The organism is Granulicatella sp. 20925_1_28, from assembly GCF_041433575.1.
Taxonomy (GTDB): Bacteria; Bacillota; Bacilli; order Lactobacillales; family Aerococcaceae; genus Granulicatella.
Map to the genome: position 1 here is coordinate 270,742 of NZ_JAPWBS010000001.1, position 15,767 is coordinate 286,508.

Genomic DNA, 15,767 nt, shown 5'->3' on the forward strand with positions numbered 1-15,767 from the left:
CTACATGAATATTATAACACAATAAAAATTAGTTGCAATACTTAAGTGTAAAAAAATACAAAGATTTTGTTAAATATTGCTATAATCGCGATTTTAAAGTGTTAAAAGTTGTGAAAGATGTATTATAACAGTGTGTTTCGCTGTACTATTTTTTTGAAACAGAATGAAAAATTTCACAATCTATGGTTCTGTATTCACAATATGTCTCTTTTCTTATTTTATTTTCACTAAGCAAAAATAAAAAAAGAGCATTACCGAAATAAATCCGATAATACTCTTTATAATTTAGCGTTTCAGGAGGGATTCGAACCCCCGACCGTTCGCTTAGAAGGCGAATGCTCTATCCTGCTGAGCTACTGAAACAGTACTAAATTAGTATACCTAAAGACGAACATTCTGTCAATTGATTTTACAGCTTTATTACGACTCTTCTGTTTCTTTTTCTTTGCTCTCTGTATTCTTCTTTTTAGATAAAAACATGCTGATATAGATAACGAACATCACTACTGCCATAATTAGCACTCTTGCTGCTAAGGCAAAATTATATAATGCTGCAATCGCACTTAAGGCAAAGAAAATAATAGTCATATTTCTAACCGTTTCAAGAATTGGGCGTTTCCTTCCCATTGGATTTGGTCTATTATCCATTGTTACTCCTTCTTCTCTTTCGTTTTATACATTAATAGCGCCGAAGCAATAGCGACGTTTAGTGACTCTGCTTTTCCAAACATCGGAATTGTCACTACGACATCTGCTAAATCAATCACGTCATCAGAGACGCCTTGGCCTTCATTACCAACGACGATGGCTACATCCGTTGCTCCTTGTAAGATAGTGTAATCTTTTGAATCACGGTGAAGTGCCGTTACTGCTACTTGCACACCTTTATCTTTAAGCGTTGGCAAGTAATCTTTCAAATTCGCTTGAAAAACTGGGATATGGAAATGGCTTCCTTGCATCGAACGAAGAACTTTATCGTTATATAAATCAACCGTTCCTGTTCCTAATACAACCGCATCAAATCCAGCAGCATCAGCCGTTCTCACAATCGTTCCTAAATTCCCTGGATCTTGAACTGCATCTAACACAATGAAGCGACCGCTATAAGGCAATGAATCCTGTTTAACAATCTTCACAACTGCTAAAATCCCTTGAGTGGTTTCAGTCATTGATAACTTATGGAAGACATCTTGAGAGACAACTAGCACCTGTACATCACTTTGATCTAACAGATTTTGGTAGTCTGCAAGACGATTACTAGTAACCACAATCAATTCAATCGGAGCTTTCTCTTTAATCGCTTCTTCTACAAGGTGCTCTCCTTCGAGAAGATACATCTCTGCTTTTTTACGACCTTTTGCAGTCTGAAGTTTGACAAGCTCTTTAATTTTTTCATTTTTAGGTGAACTAATGATATCCATACAACTACCCTTTTAATCCTTCTATAGTATTCATAAGTTTCTTGACTTCTACTTTTTGATTTTGATGAAATCCACATTTCATAGGTAAGACATAAGTTTCCTCTTTATCAAGATATTGCAATGTTAATTTGGGATTTCCTAAAAGTTTCTTCTCAACGGAAACCTTTTGAATGCGTTCTGAAGGGATAACGATTGGTCTATTCGCTCTCCATACACCTTCTTTAGAAGTTTCAAATAGAACGAAACCATCTTTAGCCCAATAGAGTACAAAGGTTTGCTCCTCTTTTTCCAAAGCCACTAAGCTATCAGCATCCGTCATTTCGAATCCAAAAAAACTAATTTGACTTTTTAAATCCTCGATGATTTCCATTCTTATTCCCCTTCTTTCGTTTCTGAGTTGGTTTCTTAGAACTTACTTCTTTCTTTTTCGGTTGTGTCACTGGTTTTAATTGTCCTGCATATAGTTCAAACTGAACTAGTTTATGTTTCCCTGCAACCTTCTTCAAGTCTCTTAGTTCGCGGTCATTCACTAGACTAAGAACTAACCCTTCTTTTCCCATACGTCCTGTACGTCCAGAACGATGGGTATATTGTTCTGTTGAATCTGCAATATCATAATGAATGACAAGTGGTAAATCTTCAATATCAAGACCGCGTTGTGCGACATCGGTACTCAGTAAGAATGGAATCTGTCCTTTCTTAAATAAGTCGATAGCTTTCTTACGTTCCGTTTGATGAGCATCACTTGAAAGAAGTGCAACTGGAACTTGATGATACGCTAACTTTTCACCAAGTAACGCAGCATTTGCAATCGAATTAACAAAAACCAACGCTTGGTTTGCATTTTCGGAAAATGCAAGCTTTCTTAACACTTCATCACGTTTTCTTGTTGGACACTCGATGTAACCATGTACCACATTTGACTTCGCTCCACTTCCCTCAGTCACTTCGACAAAAGTTGGCAACATATTAATCCATTTATTAACTTCTTCTAAATTCTTATTCTTTGTTGCAGAGAAACAAAGAACTTGTCTTTCAGAAGGAAGCTTCTTCACAAGTTCTCTCGTGTTATTCAATTGCTCAGGATCGAGTAAATAATCCGCCTCATCTAATACAAGCAGTTCTACTTGATGTAGCTTTAATTTACGAAGTTTAGATAATTCGAGTAATCGTCCTGGTGTCCCTACAACGATTTCTGGTTTTTCTTTTAACTTCTCAACTTGTCGTTTAACGTTTGCCCCACCTGCTAAAACTTGCACACGAATTTCAGGTGTTTTCCATTCTCTAATAACTGCACCAATTTGTTGAGCTAATTCTTGAGAAGGAGCCACAATCAAAGCTTGTAGCGTTTTATCCGCTTTTACTCGCTCCGAAATAGGAACGACATACGCTAAAGTTTTCCCAGTACCTGTTGGCGAAATTGCTACTACATCTGTTCCTTCTTTGATCAGTTCTTGTGTCTTTTCTTGTATCGGTGTTAATGTGTGGAAGCCATGTTGCTCCCAAATAGTCTTTGTATTCATAAGGTTCCTTTCCGATAACCATTGTTCTTTTGAGTCCTATTCATTTTATCGAAGAAACGGCTATACTTCAAATAGTTTCAACGTTTTTATAAAAAAAGAGAACTGTTCTTACACAGTTCTCTGTTCTATTTCAATTAAAGTGCCATTTTCTTTTCTAAATATCGTTGTCCTTGTTCAAAAAGCAAACAGATAATCCAGTAAATAATCGCCACTAAAATATAAACCGTCATATAGTTTTGTTCACGTCCACCCACAATTTTCGCATTTTGGAAAATGTCAGGTAGTGAAATCATCGCAACAAGAGACGATCCTTTAATCATATCCAGTAACACATTACTTAATGGCGGAATGGCGATTCGGAATGCTTGTGGAACGATGACCTTTTGCAACGTTTGTCGGTAACTCATTCCAAGAGACATCGCTGCTTCCCATTGACCATTATCCACTGCGTCCATGGCCGAACGCAACACTTCAGAAATATACGCACTACTTGCGATACTAAAGCAAAGGAGCGCACAGACTAAAGCCGGTAACGTTATTTTTAAAAATGGTAACCCAAAATATAGTAAGAATAAAAATACTAAAGTTGGTGTTCCGCGCATAAAGGAAACATGAAATGTCGCAATCCATCTTAATAAACGGAATCTTGAACGTCTCATTAAAACAAGAACGAATCCTAAAATCGTTCCGAAAACAAAACTCGTTAATGCAACTCCTAATGTATATCCCAATCCACTAAGAATAAACCAAAAGTTATTGATTGCAATATTGATATCGAAAATTTTATTTAACATATTAGTCTACATCTGAAATATCGATTTTTTCTGTTTTGAAATCTTTAGGTTCTGTTACGTCTTGACCAGCGAAGAATTGTTCAGAGATTTTTTTCAAAGTTCCGTCTTTCTTCATCGCATCCATAGCTTCATTAAATTTGTCACGTAACACAGTGTTGTTTAGTGAAATTGAGAAACTTGCGCTATATGGGTTTGCATAAACGCCTTCGTTAATCTTAATGTCATATTTATCTTTAGCAAAAGCAACGGCGATTGATTGTAAGTAGTAATCGTTGATAATTACATCAGTACGACCGTTTACTAAATCAGACATATATACGTCATTTGTTACGTTGTCATATACGACTAATTCAGCACCAAGTTTTTTAGCAATCTTCATGTAGTTTGTACTTGCAGCACCTGCAGCTTTTTTACCTTTTACATCTTCCCAAGAATGAATTCCTGAATTGTCGCTTCCACGAACAACCATTGATGTAAATGAGTATTTATGAGGTGTAGTGTGTAAGTATGCGTCGAAGTTTTTCGCACCTTCTTCAATTGAGTAGTTTGCGATATCTGTCATACCACTGTCTAAAGCTGTTAACATTCCGTCAACACCCATTTCAGTAAATTCAACTTTAAGGTTTAAGCGTTTCGCAACTTCCTTCATAATTTCCACATCGTAACCCGTTAATTCGTTCTTATCATTATGGAATGATTGTGGATATAAAGTACCTGCAGTTGATACTTTAATGACACCTGATTCAACAATTTTGTCCCAGTTCGCTTGCGCTTCTGAAACTGATACAGTTGTTTCTTGTGTTTTAGTTGTGTTTGCTCCGCATGCTGCTAATAATGTAGCCACAGCAACGAAACCAGCTTTCATCCATTTTTTCATTGGTTTAACCACCTTTTGTTTATTTTTTCAACATAGTGAACGATACCATACTCCGCTTTAAAACACAATGAATAAAGCTTGAAAAACAAAATAAAAATGAAACAGATTTTACAACCTGTTTCATTTCGAAATAATATATAGTTATTTACCTAGTTCTTCAAGAATATTTCTGGCTACTCTTTCAGAAATTCCGATAGATTGTAACTCCTCAAGACTGGCTTGTTTCATTGCTGTTATCGTTTTAAAATGACGCAATAGTTTCTTTCTTGTTTTCGGTCCGACACCATCAATCATTTCCAATTTCGAAGCAAATGTATTTTTACTTCGTAGTTGTCTGTGGAACGTAATCGCAAATCGGTGAACTTCCTCCTGGACACGTTGTATTAGTTGGAATGCTTGTCCTTTTCTATCCAAATCAATTTCCTTATAGTCTTCACCATACAGTAATGTAGCGGTTTTATGTTTTTCATTTTTCACCATTCCACATACTGGAATTTCTAATCCTAATTCATCTTCCAGAACTTCTAGCGCAGCTCTCATTTGGATTTTACCACCATCCATTAAGATTAAATCTGGAAGTTTAGCACCTTCTCTTAGTAATCTTGAATAGCGTCTACGGATGACTTCTTGAGTCGTCGCAAATTCGTGACTTCCTACAACAGTCTTCACTTTAAACTTACGGTAATTTTTGCGGTCTGGTTTTCCATCCTTAAAGACTACCATCGCAGATACTGGATTGGTCCCTTGAATATTCGAATGGTCAAAAGATTCAATCACTGAAACTTTTTCTAACCCTAACGCTTCTGAAAGTTCTTCCAAGGCACCTTTTGTCTTCAACTGACTTTGCTCTTCTCTTCTGAATTTCTCATTTAATGAAATCTCACTATTTTGAGTAGCAAGGTCTAACATTCGTTTCTTAGAACCTCGTTTTGGTGTCATCACCTTCACACCGAGCGTTTCTGATAATAGTTCTTGGTCAATCGCTTCTGGAACCAAGATTTCTTTTGGAAGAATATGGTTTTGGTCTTCATAAAACTGAATGATAAATGATAGGACTTCATCTTCTATCTGGTCATAAATTGGAAACATCGCTGCTTCACGTTTAATAATCGTCGACTGTCTGAGTAAGAAGACTTGAATAGAAATCCATCCTCTATCAACGACATAAGAGAACACATCTCGGTTCGTGAAATCTGCGTTCATGATGTTTTGTTTCTCGACGGTTGCTTCGATGTACTTAATTTGATCACGATAATCCATTGCTTTTTCAAAATCGAGTCTTTCGGAAGCTTCATTCATCTTCGAAGTCAAATCATCTTTAATCGTCTTCACATCTCCGTTTAAGAATCGTTGGATTTTCTTGATTTGCGCATCATACTCTTCTTTTGAAACTTCATGATCACAACAACCAATACATTGCCCTAGATGGTAATAGAAACAAGCTCGTGTTTCATTCTTCCCACATTTTCGAAGTGGATAGATTTTCTGGATCAGTTGCTGCGTTCCTGTTGCTGCAGTGACATTTGGATAAGGGCCAAAATAAATCCCCCCATCCTTTTCTACCTTATGAGAAATCACGAGTTGTGGGTCTTTCTCAGATGTAATTTTTAAGTAAGGATACATCGTTCCTTGCTTTAACTTAATATTGTAGTGAGGTTGATATTTTTTAATCAGGTTAATTTCAAGCAAGAGAGACTCTTTATTTGTCTTTGTCACAATATACTCAAAATGGTGAATTTCGCTTACTAATTTTTCCGTTTTAGTATCATGGGCGCCTCTAAAATAAGAGCGAACACGATTTTTTAGATTTTTCGCTTTACCGATATAAATAATATCGTCATTAGCATTTCGCATTATGTAACAACCTGGTAAATCAGGAAGATTCTTTAGTTTACTTTCAATTAATTCACTTGCCATTCAATCTTCCTTTCTAAACATTATCGCTGCCATACAATTTTTTCGAATTCATCTTTTAATTCACGGTCCATTTCATCCTTATATACAGGATATAAGAATAATCGCACCTCTTTTTTACTCAATAGTTTTAGCGTTTTTAATAATTCTATCACTTTCAAGCGCACTAGATGGTCTGGAAAATGAAGCACTTGCCAAATATAGTCGTAATCGATGAGTTGAAACTCAATCATCTTATTTAAAATGACTTCATGCCATTTCGAAAGCGCGAAGAATTGAGGAGGTAAAACCAAAGTCGAATGTTGCTTCATATAGTCATAAACTTCGGGTCTTACAACTCCTTTTATGTAATCAATCGTACCTTCGATAAAGACTTTTGAAGTTGATTTCTCAATGTACTCTAATGCCGTTAGCGATAATGGATCTTTTTCTAACAGTTTGTTGAACTTTGAAAATCGTAGTTTACTATTCGTTTTGCTTAGTACAAATAAAATGATGGCATCATCACGATTGTCTGATTTCAACGAAGCCTCTATTATAGATTCAACTTTTGACTGCGACGACCAAATAACTTTGTCCACTAGGCCTTTTAAGTAATGATTTTGATGGAACTCCTCAGATTCCACATCTGTGCAAGTGGATAGTTCTAATTCTAAACATTCTTTCATTCGACATAATAGTGCTATCGATTCTATAGTGAAACTGCGATTCTTTTTCGTTAAAAATGACAATGGATAAATGGATTCAACCAACCACTGGATAAACTGTTCATCACTCGTTCCATGCAATACACATAGTTGATAATTGCGTTCAACCTCAGGAGTCATTTCATGGGCCATAATGACACGAAGTAGTTTTGGATGATACATACAACTTCTGGCAGCAATAGGTCGCATGCTGACTTGTTTCATCATCACATTCAGCAAATAAAAAGCATCTGCCTTCGTTCTGATTGGATAGAAAAATAAGTAATATAAGCGTCCATATCCACTAAGAGAAGGCTCCAATTTTTCTAAATAGTCTCTCCACTGACTTTCGTGAATAGAGTAGGATTTTGCAAATACAATATAGAAAGTATACGAACTATGTTTCTCGAAGTATTGAATCTTCCGCTGAGTGATTTCATTATCAAAGAATACTAGTAGCATTAACACTAATCTAAATTCTTCTTTTACTGTAGTGACTTCAAGTAATACCGTTAATCGATCGCATAGGAAGTCCTTCATTTCGGAGGATAACTGGTCGACAAACTGCTTCCAATGGATAAGTAGAGGTTCTATCCAGTAAATCACAGGAATATCAAACTTTAGAATTCCCTCGCATACTTCCACATTTGGATTCAGTAGTTTTGTCATCGCATGATAGAATTGCGGTAATCTATCTTGACTCTTCACTCGTTTTCCAAGTGCAAAGGCAAAGAACTCTCCCTTTCCATCCACGGCATCTTTCATGAATGAATACGGAATTTTTGGATACATCTTTCTATTTCGAAGAAACTCTTCGTAGATGGACTGATTACCCATTTCTATCCCCTCCTACGGTTAGAAACACAAAACACCTATCCTATAACGCTTCTTTATACACTTCCATTGCAACTTCTGGCGTCAAATCACCATGCTCAGATAATTTCACTTTCTTGTGACGTGTTAAGCCGTCCACTAAAGCTTGTAAGACATCTTCACCTAGATTCACATCGCTAAAGCGAATTGGAGCTCCTAATGATTTAAAGAACTCTTCTGTTTTAGCAATCGCCTCATCAACAATCTCTTCATCGCTTCCTGATAAATTCCATACACGTTTTCCGTATTGTACTAATTTATCAAATTTCTGCTGTTTTCTAACTTTCATCATTGCTGGTAAGACAATCGATAATGTACGACCATGGTCAATTCCGTGGTTCAATGTAATTTCATGTCCTAATGCATGTGAAGACCAGTCCGTTGGTACACCTAGGTTAATCGTTCCATTTAATGCATTTGTTGCGCACCACATAAATGTTCCACGGTCATTGTAATCAATATGGTTCGTGTCAATAACACGAGGTGCGATTTCAATTAGAGTTTGTAAGATACTTTCTGCATAGCGATCTTGAAGCAATGCTCCTACTGGATAAGTTAAATAGTTTTCCATCACGTGGATAAATGTATCCAGTAACCCATTCACTAATTGTCGTACCGGTAATGTATAGGTCAATTCAGGCTCTAATACTGAAAATACAGGGAATGTCTTAGGTCCACGGAAACTTACTTTTGCTTTTTTCTCAACAAGTGTAATCACCGCACCTGAGTTCATTTCCGAACCCGTTGCAGGAAGTGTAAGAATCGTCCCAAAAGGAACAACTTCTTGGACAGGTAATCCTTTACCTACACCCCATCCAAATAAATCAACTGGATCTTCTGTAAAGAGACTTGCTGCAGAAACAAATTTAGTCCCGTCAATCACAGAACCGCCGCCTATAGCTAGTAAATAAGTAAAGTTACCTGCACGGACTTTCTCAACAGCTTTCATTAATGTTTCGAATGTTGGGTTGGCTTCAATTCCTGAAAACTCATCCCATTCACGATTTCCTAAAGCTTTAACAGCACGATCAAATGCTCCGTTTTTCTTAACAGAGCCGCCCCCGTAAAGGACTAATACTTTAGCGTCTTTAGGAATTTCATTATCAATATCTTCAATACGATTTCTTCCAAATAAAATCTTTGTTGGATTTTGGAATGTAAAATTTTGAATTTCATGTGTCATTTCAAATCACCTCGTTACTTCTTACTTTAATTGTACCAAAACTAATAGACCCTTTCTAAAATATCGGCTTTAAAAACAAAATAAACTGGACAATTGCCCAGTTTATGATTCTTAATTTATTATTTTTGATTCGATGTATTTTTTCAGGCGGTCTGCTGAGATTTCCTTTTCTAATTTAGAAACTTCAACAGGGCTTAATGTGACTTCACACGTTAAAACTCCGTCTGCATCATAAGAAACGACAACTTCTCCAACATCTTCTCTAGATTCTCTTGTCACTTTTGGAAACAACGCTGCTAATTCCTTTTCAACCTCTAGCGCACAGTGTTCTCTAAGTAAGCGAAACTGTTCTGCAATCACTGTTGGAATATAATAGCAGTCCACTAATGTCATTTCTTCATCTTTAGATTTTCGGTTTGACTTTTTCGCTTTTTTCATAAATGACCTCGTTTCTTTCTTCTTGTCTAGTATACAAAAATTCACCCGAGAAGGCAAAAACATTAAATTTATCCAAAGATTATAAACCTATTTTCCAAATGCGCGATTTCATGGTAAAATAGCTATGAATCACACTTATAAGGAGATACTATGCTTACAATCAATATGCTAACTCGTGCAGACAGCGTTAAAGGTCAAGGAGTTATGTCTGCGACAGAGGAACAAATAAACCTTGTAACAGAAGGATTAAAGGGCTATAACGTTGTTGTAAATCAGCTTAAAATTGCTGATATTAACCACATCCACACTATTAATCCAGATTTTCTTTTCAAATCATTTTTAAACAATAAAAAGCAACCGACAATAGCGTCCGTTCACTTTTTACCAGAAACATTAGAAAAAAGTATTTCTCTTCCAAAACCAATTAAAGAGTTATTCTATAAATATGTTTTATCATTTTATAAACAAGCAGACTATTTAGTAACTGTAAACCCTCGTTTTATTGATGATTTAGAAAAGTATGGGGTCGATCGTTCTAAAGTAACGTACATTCCAAACTTCGTATCTCGTGAAACGTTCTATAAAATTACAGACCAATCCAAAGCAGACTTACGTAAGAAATTCGGATTAGATCCAGACAAATTTACCGTTGTCTCTGCTGGTCAGCTTCAAATGCGTAAAGGCGTTCTTGAGTTTATCGACTTAGCAACTAAAATGCCAGATATCCAATTTGTTTGGGCTGGTAACTTCGCTTTTAAAGGTATCTCTGAAGGTCGTAAAGAAATTATGGAACACATGGATGATCTTCCAGATAACGTTCACTTCCTTGGACTTGTGGAGCGTGATCGTATGAATGAGTTCTTTAATATGGGTGATGTCATGCTTCAATTGTCATTCGAGGAGTTATTCCCAATGACGATTTTAGAATCGATGAACGCAAACATCCCACTACTCTTACGTGATTTACCAGAGTACAAACCAATTTTATTCGACTACTACTTAAAAGCAAACAGTCAACAAACGTTTAAAGACGAATTAACAAAACTAAAAGAAGGCGCCGATTATTACGCTAAAGCCTGCGAAGGTTCAAAACGCGGCGAACAATTCTATTCAAAAGAAAGTATTCTAGAACAGTGGCAACAATTTTATGATAAAGTTGCAACAGAAAGAAACTTGTTATCATAAAAGGAGAAATAATGACTACAGAAGAAATTAAACAAGGAAAACCACTTTCCCCTACGGCTCAAAAAGTCATGAACATTGCTTCAATTCTCGGAGCAATTGCGACAGTGGTCTTTATCGTTTGGGCATGGCAAAAAGGGCTATTCACGTCACAAGAGACGTTATCAGCCTATATGCTTCAAGCGGGAATTTGGGGCCCACCAATTTTTATCTTTTTACAAATTCTACAAACCGTTGTTCCAATCATTCCAGGAGCGCTCACTAGTATCGCTGGTGTTTATATTTACGGTAACTGGATTGGAAACATTTATAACTACATCGGTATTGTGATTGGATCAATCATTGCCTTCTATCTTGCAAGACAATACGGTCAGCAATTCGTAAAATCAATGGTTAGTGAACATACGTATAATCGCTATATCAATTGGTTAGATAAAGGACAATGGTTCGACTACTTCTTTGCATTCATGATGTTCTTCCCTGTTTCACCGGATGACTTCTTATGTATGCTCGCTGGTTTAACAAAGATGACTTATAAGAAATTCATTATTATCATCTTAGTCTTTAAACCATTTACACTGGCTGCCTACACAATCGGCCTACGATTTATTATCGACTGGGTCTGGGCATTCTTCCAATAAGCAAAAACAAACCCTTGAGAAATTTTCTCAAGGGTTATTTTTTATGTTAATCTTTCTTTTTAAAGACTTGAACAGTTGCAAGAACAATTCCACTAATAAATACGCTGAGTGTTAAAATAATACCCGCTAATAATAGAGGATTTTTGCTTAGGCTTCTTAACCAGTTCGCAAATGTTCCTAGATCACTATCTTCATCAAATGATAAGATTCCACCATTCGTTGAACCTTCTGTTGATGAAACTTCTTCTGTCGTTGTTTCTTCAACCACTTTTGTCACTTTAAACACATTTGACTTAATCTCTTTTGTTAAAGTTGGGAAAGTATGTTCCACAATGATTTCATCTCCAACAAGTTTATATGTTGGTTTTTCATCGCCTCTTGTTAAAACTTTGATATCTTTCTCTACTTTAATCTTTTGACCATCAATTTCATGAACCCCAGCTTTTAAAACTGTTTCTTCATGATATTCAGTAAAGCCTTTTTCTAAAAGAGCGTTCCCGAATTGTGCACGGTAAAATACACTTGTGTTATAGTCGCTCCAGCTACCAACACCCATTAATACTTCAATCAGACGACGGCCTTTTCCTTTTGCAGTAATCACATGGTTTAAAGCTGCATTTGGTGATGAACCTGTCTTAAATCCATCTACATCAAAATATCCTTGAGGCATCCCACTTGCTAGTTGATTCAATGTATAGAACGTTTCTTCTACAGGAGTTCCTTCCATTGTTGTAACAGCTGGTTCTCTTGTAATTTCTAAGAATTCTGGATAGTTCTTTAAGAAGTAATATGCTAATGTTGCTAAATCGCGAGCTGTTGTTTGGTTGTACTTATCTGGTACACCTTCAACAACATATAATCCACGAAAAGCTGACACAACAGCTCCACTTGGATTATAGAATTTGGAATTTGTCATTCCTAATTCTTTCGCTTTATCATTCATCATCTTAATGTATTCTTCGTTTGACTTACTAATCGCGTGTGATAACATCACTGTCGCAACGTTTGAGGAAGGATACATCATCAGATAAAGTAAATCGCGCACTGGATATTCAATCCCTGCTCTGATTTGGTTATTACTAATATCATCGATAGTAGAAATCGCTCTATCTTCTTCTGTTGCCGTAATTTTGGTATCTAATGTGAGCTTGCCTGCTTTAATCGCATCATACACAAGATACGCTGTCATTAATTTAGTTGTACTCGCTGGATCCCATGGTTTATCAATATTATCACCATAAAGAATTTGACCAGTCTCAGCATCGACTAAAATAGCCCCTTCAGGTTTGTAGTATTCACTAACATCATACCCATAACGAGCTGTAATCTCGAAAATATCTTCTTCAATCGGAAGGTCTTTCGACGTTGTTGTTGTCGTTGTTTGCTCTGTTGTCTCTGTTGCTACAGTTGTTTCTGGAGCCTCTGTTTGTTCAACAACAGTAGTGCCTTCTCCCGGTTCTTGTGTTGTTTCTTCAGCAGCAATTGGCGCTAAAGCAGAAAGTGCGAATGCACATGTCATTAATCCCAAAAGAAACTTAAATTTACGTTTTTCCATTCCTATCCCCCTTGTAATTCAATTTATTTTACAAAGAAATTCTTAAGATTTCAAATAGAAAGAAGCAAATTCGTAACATTTTTGTAATCTTTACGAAATTTGCTTCCAACTTTTTTCAACATTATTCATTAAATTGTTGAGACGTTCTACTCTTCTTTCTAATATCGAAAAAATTAAAACATTCTCATCATCCAAATCAATCGTACCTAATGCGATTCCCGCTTGTTGTAATTTTGCAGAAACACACTCTAAATACTCTGATACAGAACACTCTACAGAGCAAGTCTGCAATTCTTGCTGTGCGATTCCTTTTAACAACTTTAATTTGGGAAGCTTACTGGCTAAAGTACTAGCATTATCTCTCCAATAAATTTGAGTTGCATAGGATTCTTTTTCAAGTGTTAATAGCATTAGTAACCAATAGTCGTCTTGCGCTTGTTCCAATAGGTCAGCGAACTCATCATTCCAGTCCACATCATCTTCTCGTAGTTCTTCAATCAATAAATCAGGATTATCAAAATAACTCTCTAAAAGTTGTCTGATACGTTCACTATGACCAGTAATGATATCGGCAATTTGATGATAAGCTTCGTCATCAGAATCACTATCCACTTCCACAGATTCACTATAAAACGTTTCTTCCATTTCAAAGTCATCTTTACGTTTATTTTTTCGATTAAATAACCACATAGATCGCGCCTCACTTTGACTGAGTTCTTTTCCATAGTATATCAAACATATTCCGAAGAATAAATACGAAAAACAAAAAAGCAGAAAGATTTCTCCTTCTGCTCGTTAATAATTCTAAATTGAATCTCCGTTAAAAATTGAGTTTTTAACGATGACATAATCTACTTTGCGGATAGCTTCAATATCTTTACCACCTGCATATGAGATTGATGATTGTAAGTCTTGTTGCATTTCGATAAGAGTATCTTCTAAAGAACCTTTATAAGGAACAACGATTTTCTTACCTTCAACGTTCTTACGTTCACCTTTTTGGAATTCAGATGCACTACCGAAGTACTCTTTATAAAGCATTCCATTCACTTCTACAGTTTTACCTGGTGATTCTTCGTGACCTGCAAATAATGATCCAATCATGACCATAGTCGCACCAAAACGAATGGATTTAGCAATGTCTCCGTGAGTACGGATTCCACCATCCGCAATCAATGGTTTACGTGCAGCTTTTGAGCACCAACGTAGTGCAGCAAGTTGCCATCCACCAGTACCAAAACCTGTTTTAATTTTCGTAATACATACTTTACCAGGTCCAATCCCTACTTTAGTAGCATCAGCCCCAGCATTTTCTAATTCACGAACGGCTTCTGGAGTACCTACGTTACCAGCAATAACAAATGCTTCCGGTAAATGTTTTTTAATGTGCTTAATCATGTCAATAACTGAATTTGAATGACCATGCGCAATATCAATTGTAATGTAATCAGGAACAAGTCCATTTTCTTTTAATTCTACAATAAAATCATATTCTTGAGGTTTTACACCTACACTAATTGATGAGATTAATCCACGTTCTTTCATTCGTTTAACAAATGGTAAACGGCTTGCTTCATCAAAGCGGTGCATAATATAAAAATATCCGTTTTCTGCTAAAAATTCAGCAACAGATTCATCAATAACGGTTTGCATGTTAGCAGGAACCACTGGTAATTTAAAAGTGTGTTTCCCTAATTTAACCGTAGTATCACACTCCGAACGACTATTTACAATACATTTATTTGGGATTAATTGAATATCCTCATAATCGAATGCATTTAATTCAAACATTTAACATCCTCCTAATTCGTTAATGCGTACTTATGTAGTATACATGAATTCACGTGAAAATGCATTAAATTCTTTTCAGAATCTTTCAAAAACTTCTTGAATGAAGGCAAACAAAAAAGCCTAGGCGAACCTAGGCTATAAAAGTATTGATTAGTCTTTTCTGCTTCCGAATAAACGTAAGATATCTAAGAAGATATTGATGAAGTCTAGGTATAATTCTAACGCACCTAGAATCGCAATTCCTTCTAATGCTGATTGTCCTTCGTAGTAGTTGTACATATTTTTTAGTTTTTGAGTATCATACATTGTTAACACGGTAAAAATGACCAATGAGATACCAGACATGATTAATTCAACTAATGAACTATGGAAGAAGACCAAGTTAATTACGCTAGCAATGATTAACCCTAATAAAGCTCCCATTGCTTGACGACCAAAACTTGTTAAGTCTTTCTTCGTTGTAAATCCAACGATTGATAAACCTGCGAATAACGCACAAGTAGAAATAAACGCTTGTACGATACTTCCTAACTCATAAACTTGTGTTACTATGAAGAATGTAAATCCTGTTAATGCTGCATATAAACAATATGAAACAATATAACGAATTGGTCTACCAAGTTCTTCATAATTTGGACGCATTACAAATACAAGTATTAATTGCGCAATAAAGATAACCCACATTCCGTATCCCTTAGTCGTTACCATGAAATTGAAGAATGCACTATAAAGCGCTGGAACTGTACTGAATAGGTAAGCAACTAAAGCAGAAATTGCTAGTCCTCCAAACATCCAAGCATACACTTTCATAAAAAATTGATTTCTTCCAGCAATACTGGATTCAACACTATAATGATTATTTTCCATTTTTTCGCCTCATTTCAAATTT

Annotated in this window: 16 protein-coding genes and 1 tRNA gene; 2 read left to right on the plus strand and 15 right to left on the minus strand. The window is 36.0% G+C overall.

Going from position 1 to position 15,767, the window contains the following annotated elements; all coding sequences use genetic code 11:
- Positions 1 to 289: 289 nt before the first annotated feature.
- The 11 genes from O3793_RS01220 to O3793_RS01270 all read right to left on the minus strand — a co-directional run bounded on the left by O3793_RS01220 (position 290) and on the right by O3793_RS01270 (position 9,709).
- Positions 290 to 363 (minus strand) — tRNA-Arg (locus tag O3793_RS01220).
- A gap of 57 nt (positions 364 to 420) precedes the next feature.
- Positions 421 to 648, minus strand: a complete 228-nt coding sequence (locus O3793_RS01225) for a hypothetical protein (RefSeq protein WP_371444993.1) — start codon at positions 646 to 648, stop codon at positions 421 to 423.
- Between the two features lie 2 nt (positions 649 to 650).
- The gene (locus tag O3793_RS01230) at positions 651 to 1,421 is read right to left on the minus strand and encodes a TrmH family RNA methyltransferase (RefSeq protein ID WP_371444995.1); all 771 of its coding nucleotides are present in this window, start codon (positions 1,419 to 1,421) and stop codon (positions 651 to 653) included.
- A 4-nt stretch (positions 1,422 to 1,425) separates the two neighbouring features.
- The gene (locus tag O3793_RS01235) at positions 1,426 to 1,791 is read right to left on the minus strand and encodes a hypothetical protein (RefSeq protein ID WP_371444996.1); all 366 of its coding nucleotides are present in this window, start codon (positions 1,789 to 1,791) and stop codon (positions 1,426 to 1,428) included.
- Complete coding sequence (locus tag O3793_RS01240) at positions 1,757 to 2,944, minus strand: DEAD/DEAH box helicase (RefSeq protein ID WP_371444998.1); 1,188 nt, start codon at positions 2,942 to 2,944, stop codon at positions 1,757 to 1,759. The genes O3793_RS01235 and O3793_RS01240 overlap by 35 nt, the downstream gene beginning before the upstream one ends.
- A 134-nt stretch (positions 2,945 to 3,078) precedes the next feature.
- Entirely contained in the window at positions 3,079 to 3,726 is a 648-nt protein-coding gene (locus O3793_RS01245; protein ID WP_048710510.1) for an amino acid ABC transporter permease, read from the minus strand.
- A gap of 13 nt (positions 3,727 to 3,739) precedes the next feature.
- Positions 3,740 to 4,615, minus strand: a complete 876-nt coding sequence (locus tag O3793_RS01250) for a transporter substrate-binding domain-containing protein (protein ID WP_048710478.1) — start codon at positions 4,613 to 4,615, stop codon at positions 3,740 to 3,742.
- A 141-nt stretch (positions 4,616 to 4,756) separates the two neighbouring features.
- Positions 4,757 to 6,532, minus strand: coding sequence for an excinuclease ABC subunit UvrC (gene uvrC, locus O3793_RS01255; RefSeq protein ID WP_048710481.1), 1,776 nt, complete (start codon positions 6,530 to 6,532; stop codon positions 4,757 to 4,759).
- 20 nt (positions 6,533 to 6,552) lie between these two features.
- Complete coding sequence (locus tag O3793_RS01260) at positions 6,553 to 8,052, minus strand: hypothetical protein (RefSeq protein WP_371445000.1); 1,500 nt, start codon at positions 8,050 to 8,052, stop codon at positions 6,553 to 6,555.
- 40 nt (positions 8,053 to 8,092) lie between these two features.
- Complete coding sequence (locus tag O3793_RS01265) at positions 8,093 to 9,271, minus strand: iron-containing alcohol dehydrogenase (protein ID WP_048710485.1); 1,179 nt, start codon at positions 9,269 to 9,271, stop codon at positions 8,093 to 8,095.
- Positions 9,272 to 9,382: 111 nt separating this feature from the next.
- Positions 9,383 to 9,709, minus strand: coding sequence for a hypothetical protein (locus O3793_RS01270; protein WP_371445002.1), 327 nt, complete (start codon positions 9,707 to 9,709; stop codon positions 9,383 to 9,385).
- A gap of 150 nt (positions 9,710 to 9,859) precedes the next feature.
- Between O3793_RS01270 and O3793_RS01275 the strand changes: the two genes are divergently transcribed.
- Both O3793_RS01275 and O3793_RS01280 read left to right on the plus strand, forming a co-directional pair.
- Positions 9,860 to 10,894 (plus strand): glycosyltransferase family 4 protein, encoded by a 1,035-nt coding sequence (locus O3793_RS01275; protein WP_371445003.1) that lies wholly within the window; start codon positions 9,860 to 9,862, stop codon positions 10,892 to 10,894.
- A gap of 11 nt (positions 10,895 to 10,905) precedes the next feature.
- Entirely contained in the window at positions 10,906 to 11,532 is a 627-nt protein-coding gene (locus tag O3793_RS01280) for a TVP38/TMEM64 family protein (protein WP_217950528.1), read from the plus strand.
- 46 nt (positions 11,533 to 11,578) lie between these two features.
- Here O3793_RS01280 and O3793_RS01285 read toward each other — a convergent pair whose 3' ends face one another.
- The 4 genes from O3793_RS01285 to O3793_RS01300 form a co-directional block, all read right to left on the minus strand.
- Positions 11,579 to 13,087, minus strand: a complete 1,509-nt coding sequence (locus O3793_RS01285) for a serine hydrolase (protein WP_371445005.1) — start codon at positions 13,085 to 13,087, stop codon at positions 11,579 to 11,581.
- Between the two features lie 90 nt (positions 13,088 to 13,177).
- Positions 13,178 to 13,777 carry a hypothetical protein gene (locus tag O3793_RS01290; RefSeq protein ID WP_371445006.1) on the minus strand — a complete coding sequence of 200 codons (600 nt, stop codon included), beginning with the start codon at positions 13,775 to 13,777 and terminating at the stop codon, positions 13,178 to 13,180.
- 114 nt (positions 13,778 to 13,891) lie between these two features.
- Positions 13,892 to 14,878 (minus strand): GMP reductase, encoded by a 987-nt coding sequence (gene guaC, locus O3793_RS01295; protein WP_048710500.1) that lies wholly within the window; start codon positions 14,876 to 14,878, stop codon positions 13,892 to 13,894.
- Positions 14,879 to 15,028: 150 nt separating this feature from the next.
- The gene (locus tag O3793_RS01300) at positions 15,029 to 15,745 is read right to left on the minus strand and encodes a Bax inhibitor-1 family protein (protein WP_371445009.1); all 717 of its coding nucleotides are present in this window, start codon (positions 15,743 to 15,745) and stop codon (positions 15,029 to 15,031) included.
- Positions 15,746 to 15,767 lie beyond the last annotated feature (22 nt).

Coding starts and splice junctions, on each gene's coding strand:
- O3793_RS01300 (WP_371445009.1), bottom strand. CDS start 15,745: ATGGAAAATAATCATTATAGTGTTGAATCCAGTATTGCTGGAAGAAAT.
- O3793_RS01290 (WP_371445006.1), bottom strand. CDS start 13,777: ATGTGGTTATTTAATCGAAAAAATAAACGTAAAGATGACTTTGAAATG.
- guaC (WP_048710500.1), bottom strand. CDS start 14,878: ATGTTTGAATTAAATGCATTCGATTATGAGGATATTCAATTAATCCCA.
- O3793_RS01270 (WP_371445002.1), bottom strand. CDS start 9,709: ATGAAAAAAGCGAAAAAGTCAAACCGAAAATCTAAAGATGAAGAAATG.
- O3793_RS01280 (WP_217950528.1), top strand. CDS start 10,906: ATGACTACAGAAGAAATTAAACAAGGAAAACCACTTTCCCCTACGGCT.
- O3793_RS01285 (WP_371445005.1), bottom strand. CDS start 13,087: ATGGAAAAACGTAAATTTAAGTTTCTTTTGGGATTAATGACATGTGCA.
- O3793_RS01240 (WP_371444998.1), bottom strand. CDS start 2,944: ATGAATACAAAGACTATTTGGGAGCAACATGGCTTCCACACATTAACA.
- O3793_RS01250 (WP_048710478.1), bottom strand. CDS start 4,615: ATGAAAAAATGGATGAAAGCTGGTTTCGTTGCTGTGGCTACATTATTA.
- O3793_RS01275 (WP_371445003.1), top strand. CDS start 9,860: ATGCTTACAATCAATATGCTAACTCGTGCAGACAGCGTTAAAGGTCAA.
- O3793_RS01260 (WP_371445000.1), bottom strand. CDS start 8,052: ATGGGTAATCAGTCCATCTACGAAGAGTTTCTTCGAAATAGAAAGATG.
- O3793_RS01230 (WP_371444995.1), bottom strand. CDS start 1,421: ATGGATATCATTAGTTCACCTAAAAATGAAAAAATTAAAGAGCTTGTC.
- O3793_RS01265 (WP_048710485.1), bottom strand. CDS start 9,271: ATGACACATGAAATTCAAAATTTTACATTCCAAAATCCAACAAAGATT.
- uvrC (WP_048710481.1), bottom strand. CDS start 6,532: ATGGCAAGTGAATTAATTGAAAGTAAACTAAAGAATCTTCCTGATTTA.
- O3793_RS01225 (WP_371444993.1), bottom strand. CDS start 648: ATGGATAATAGACCAAATCCAATGGGAAGGAAACGCCCAATTCTTGAA.
- O3793_RS01235 (WP_371444996.1), bottom strand. CDS start 1,791: ATGGAAATCATCGAGGATTTAAAAAGTCAAATTAGTTTTTTTGGATTC.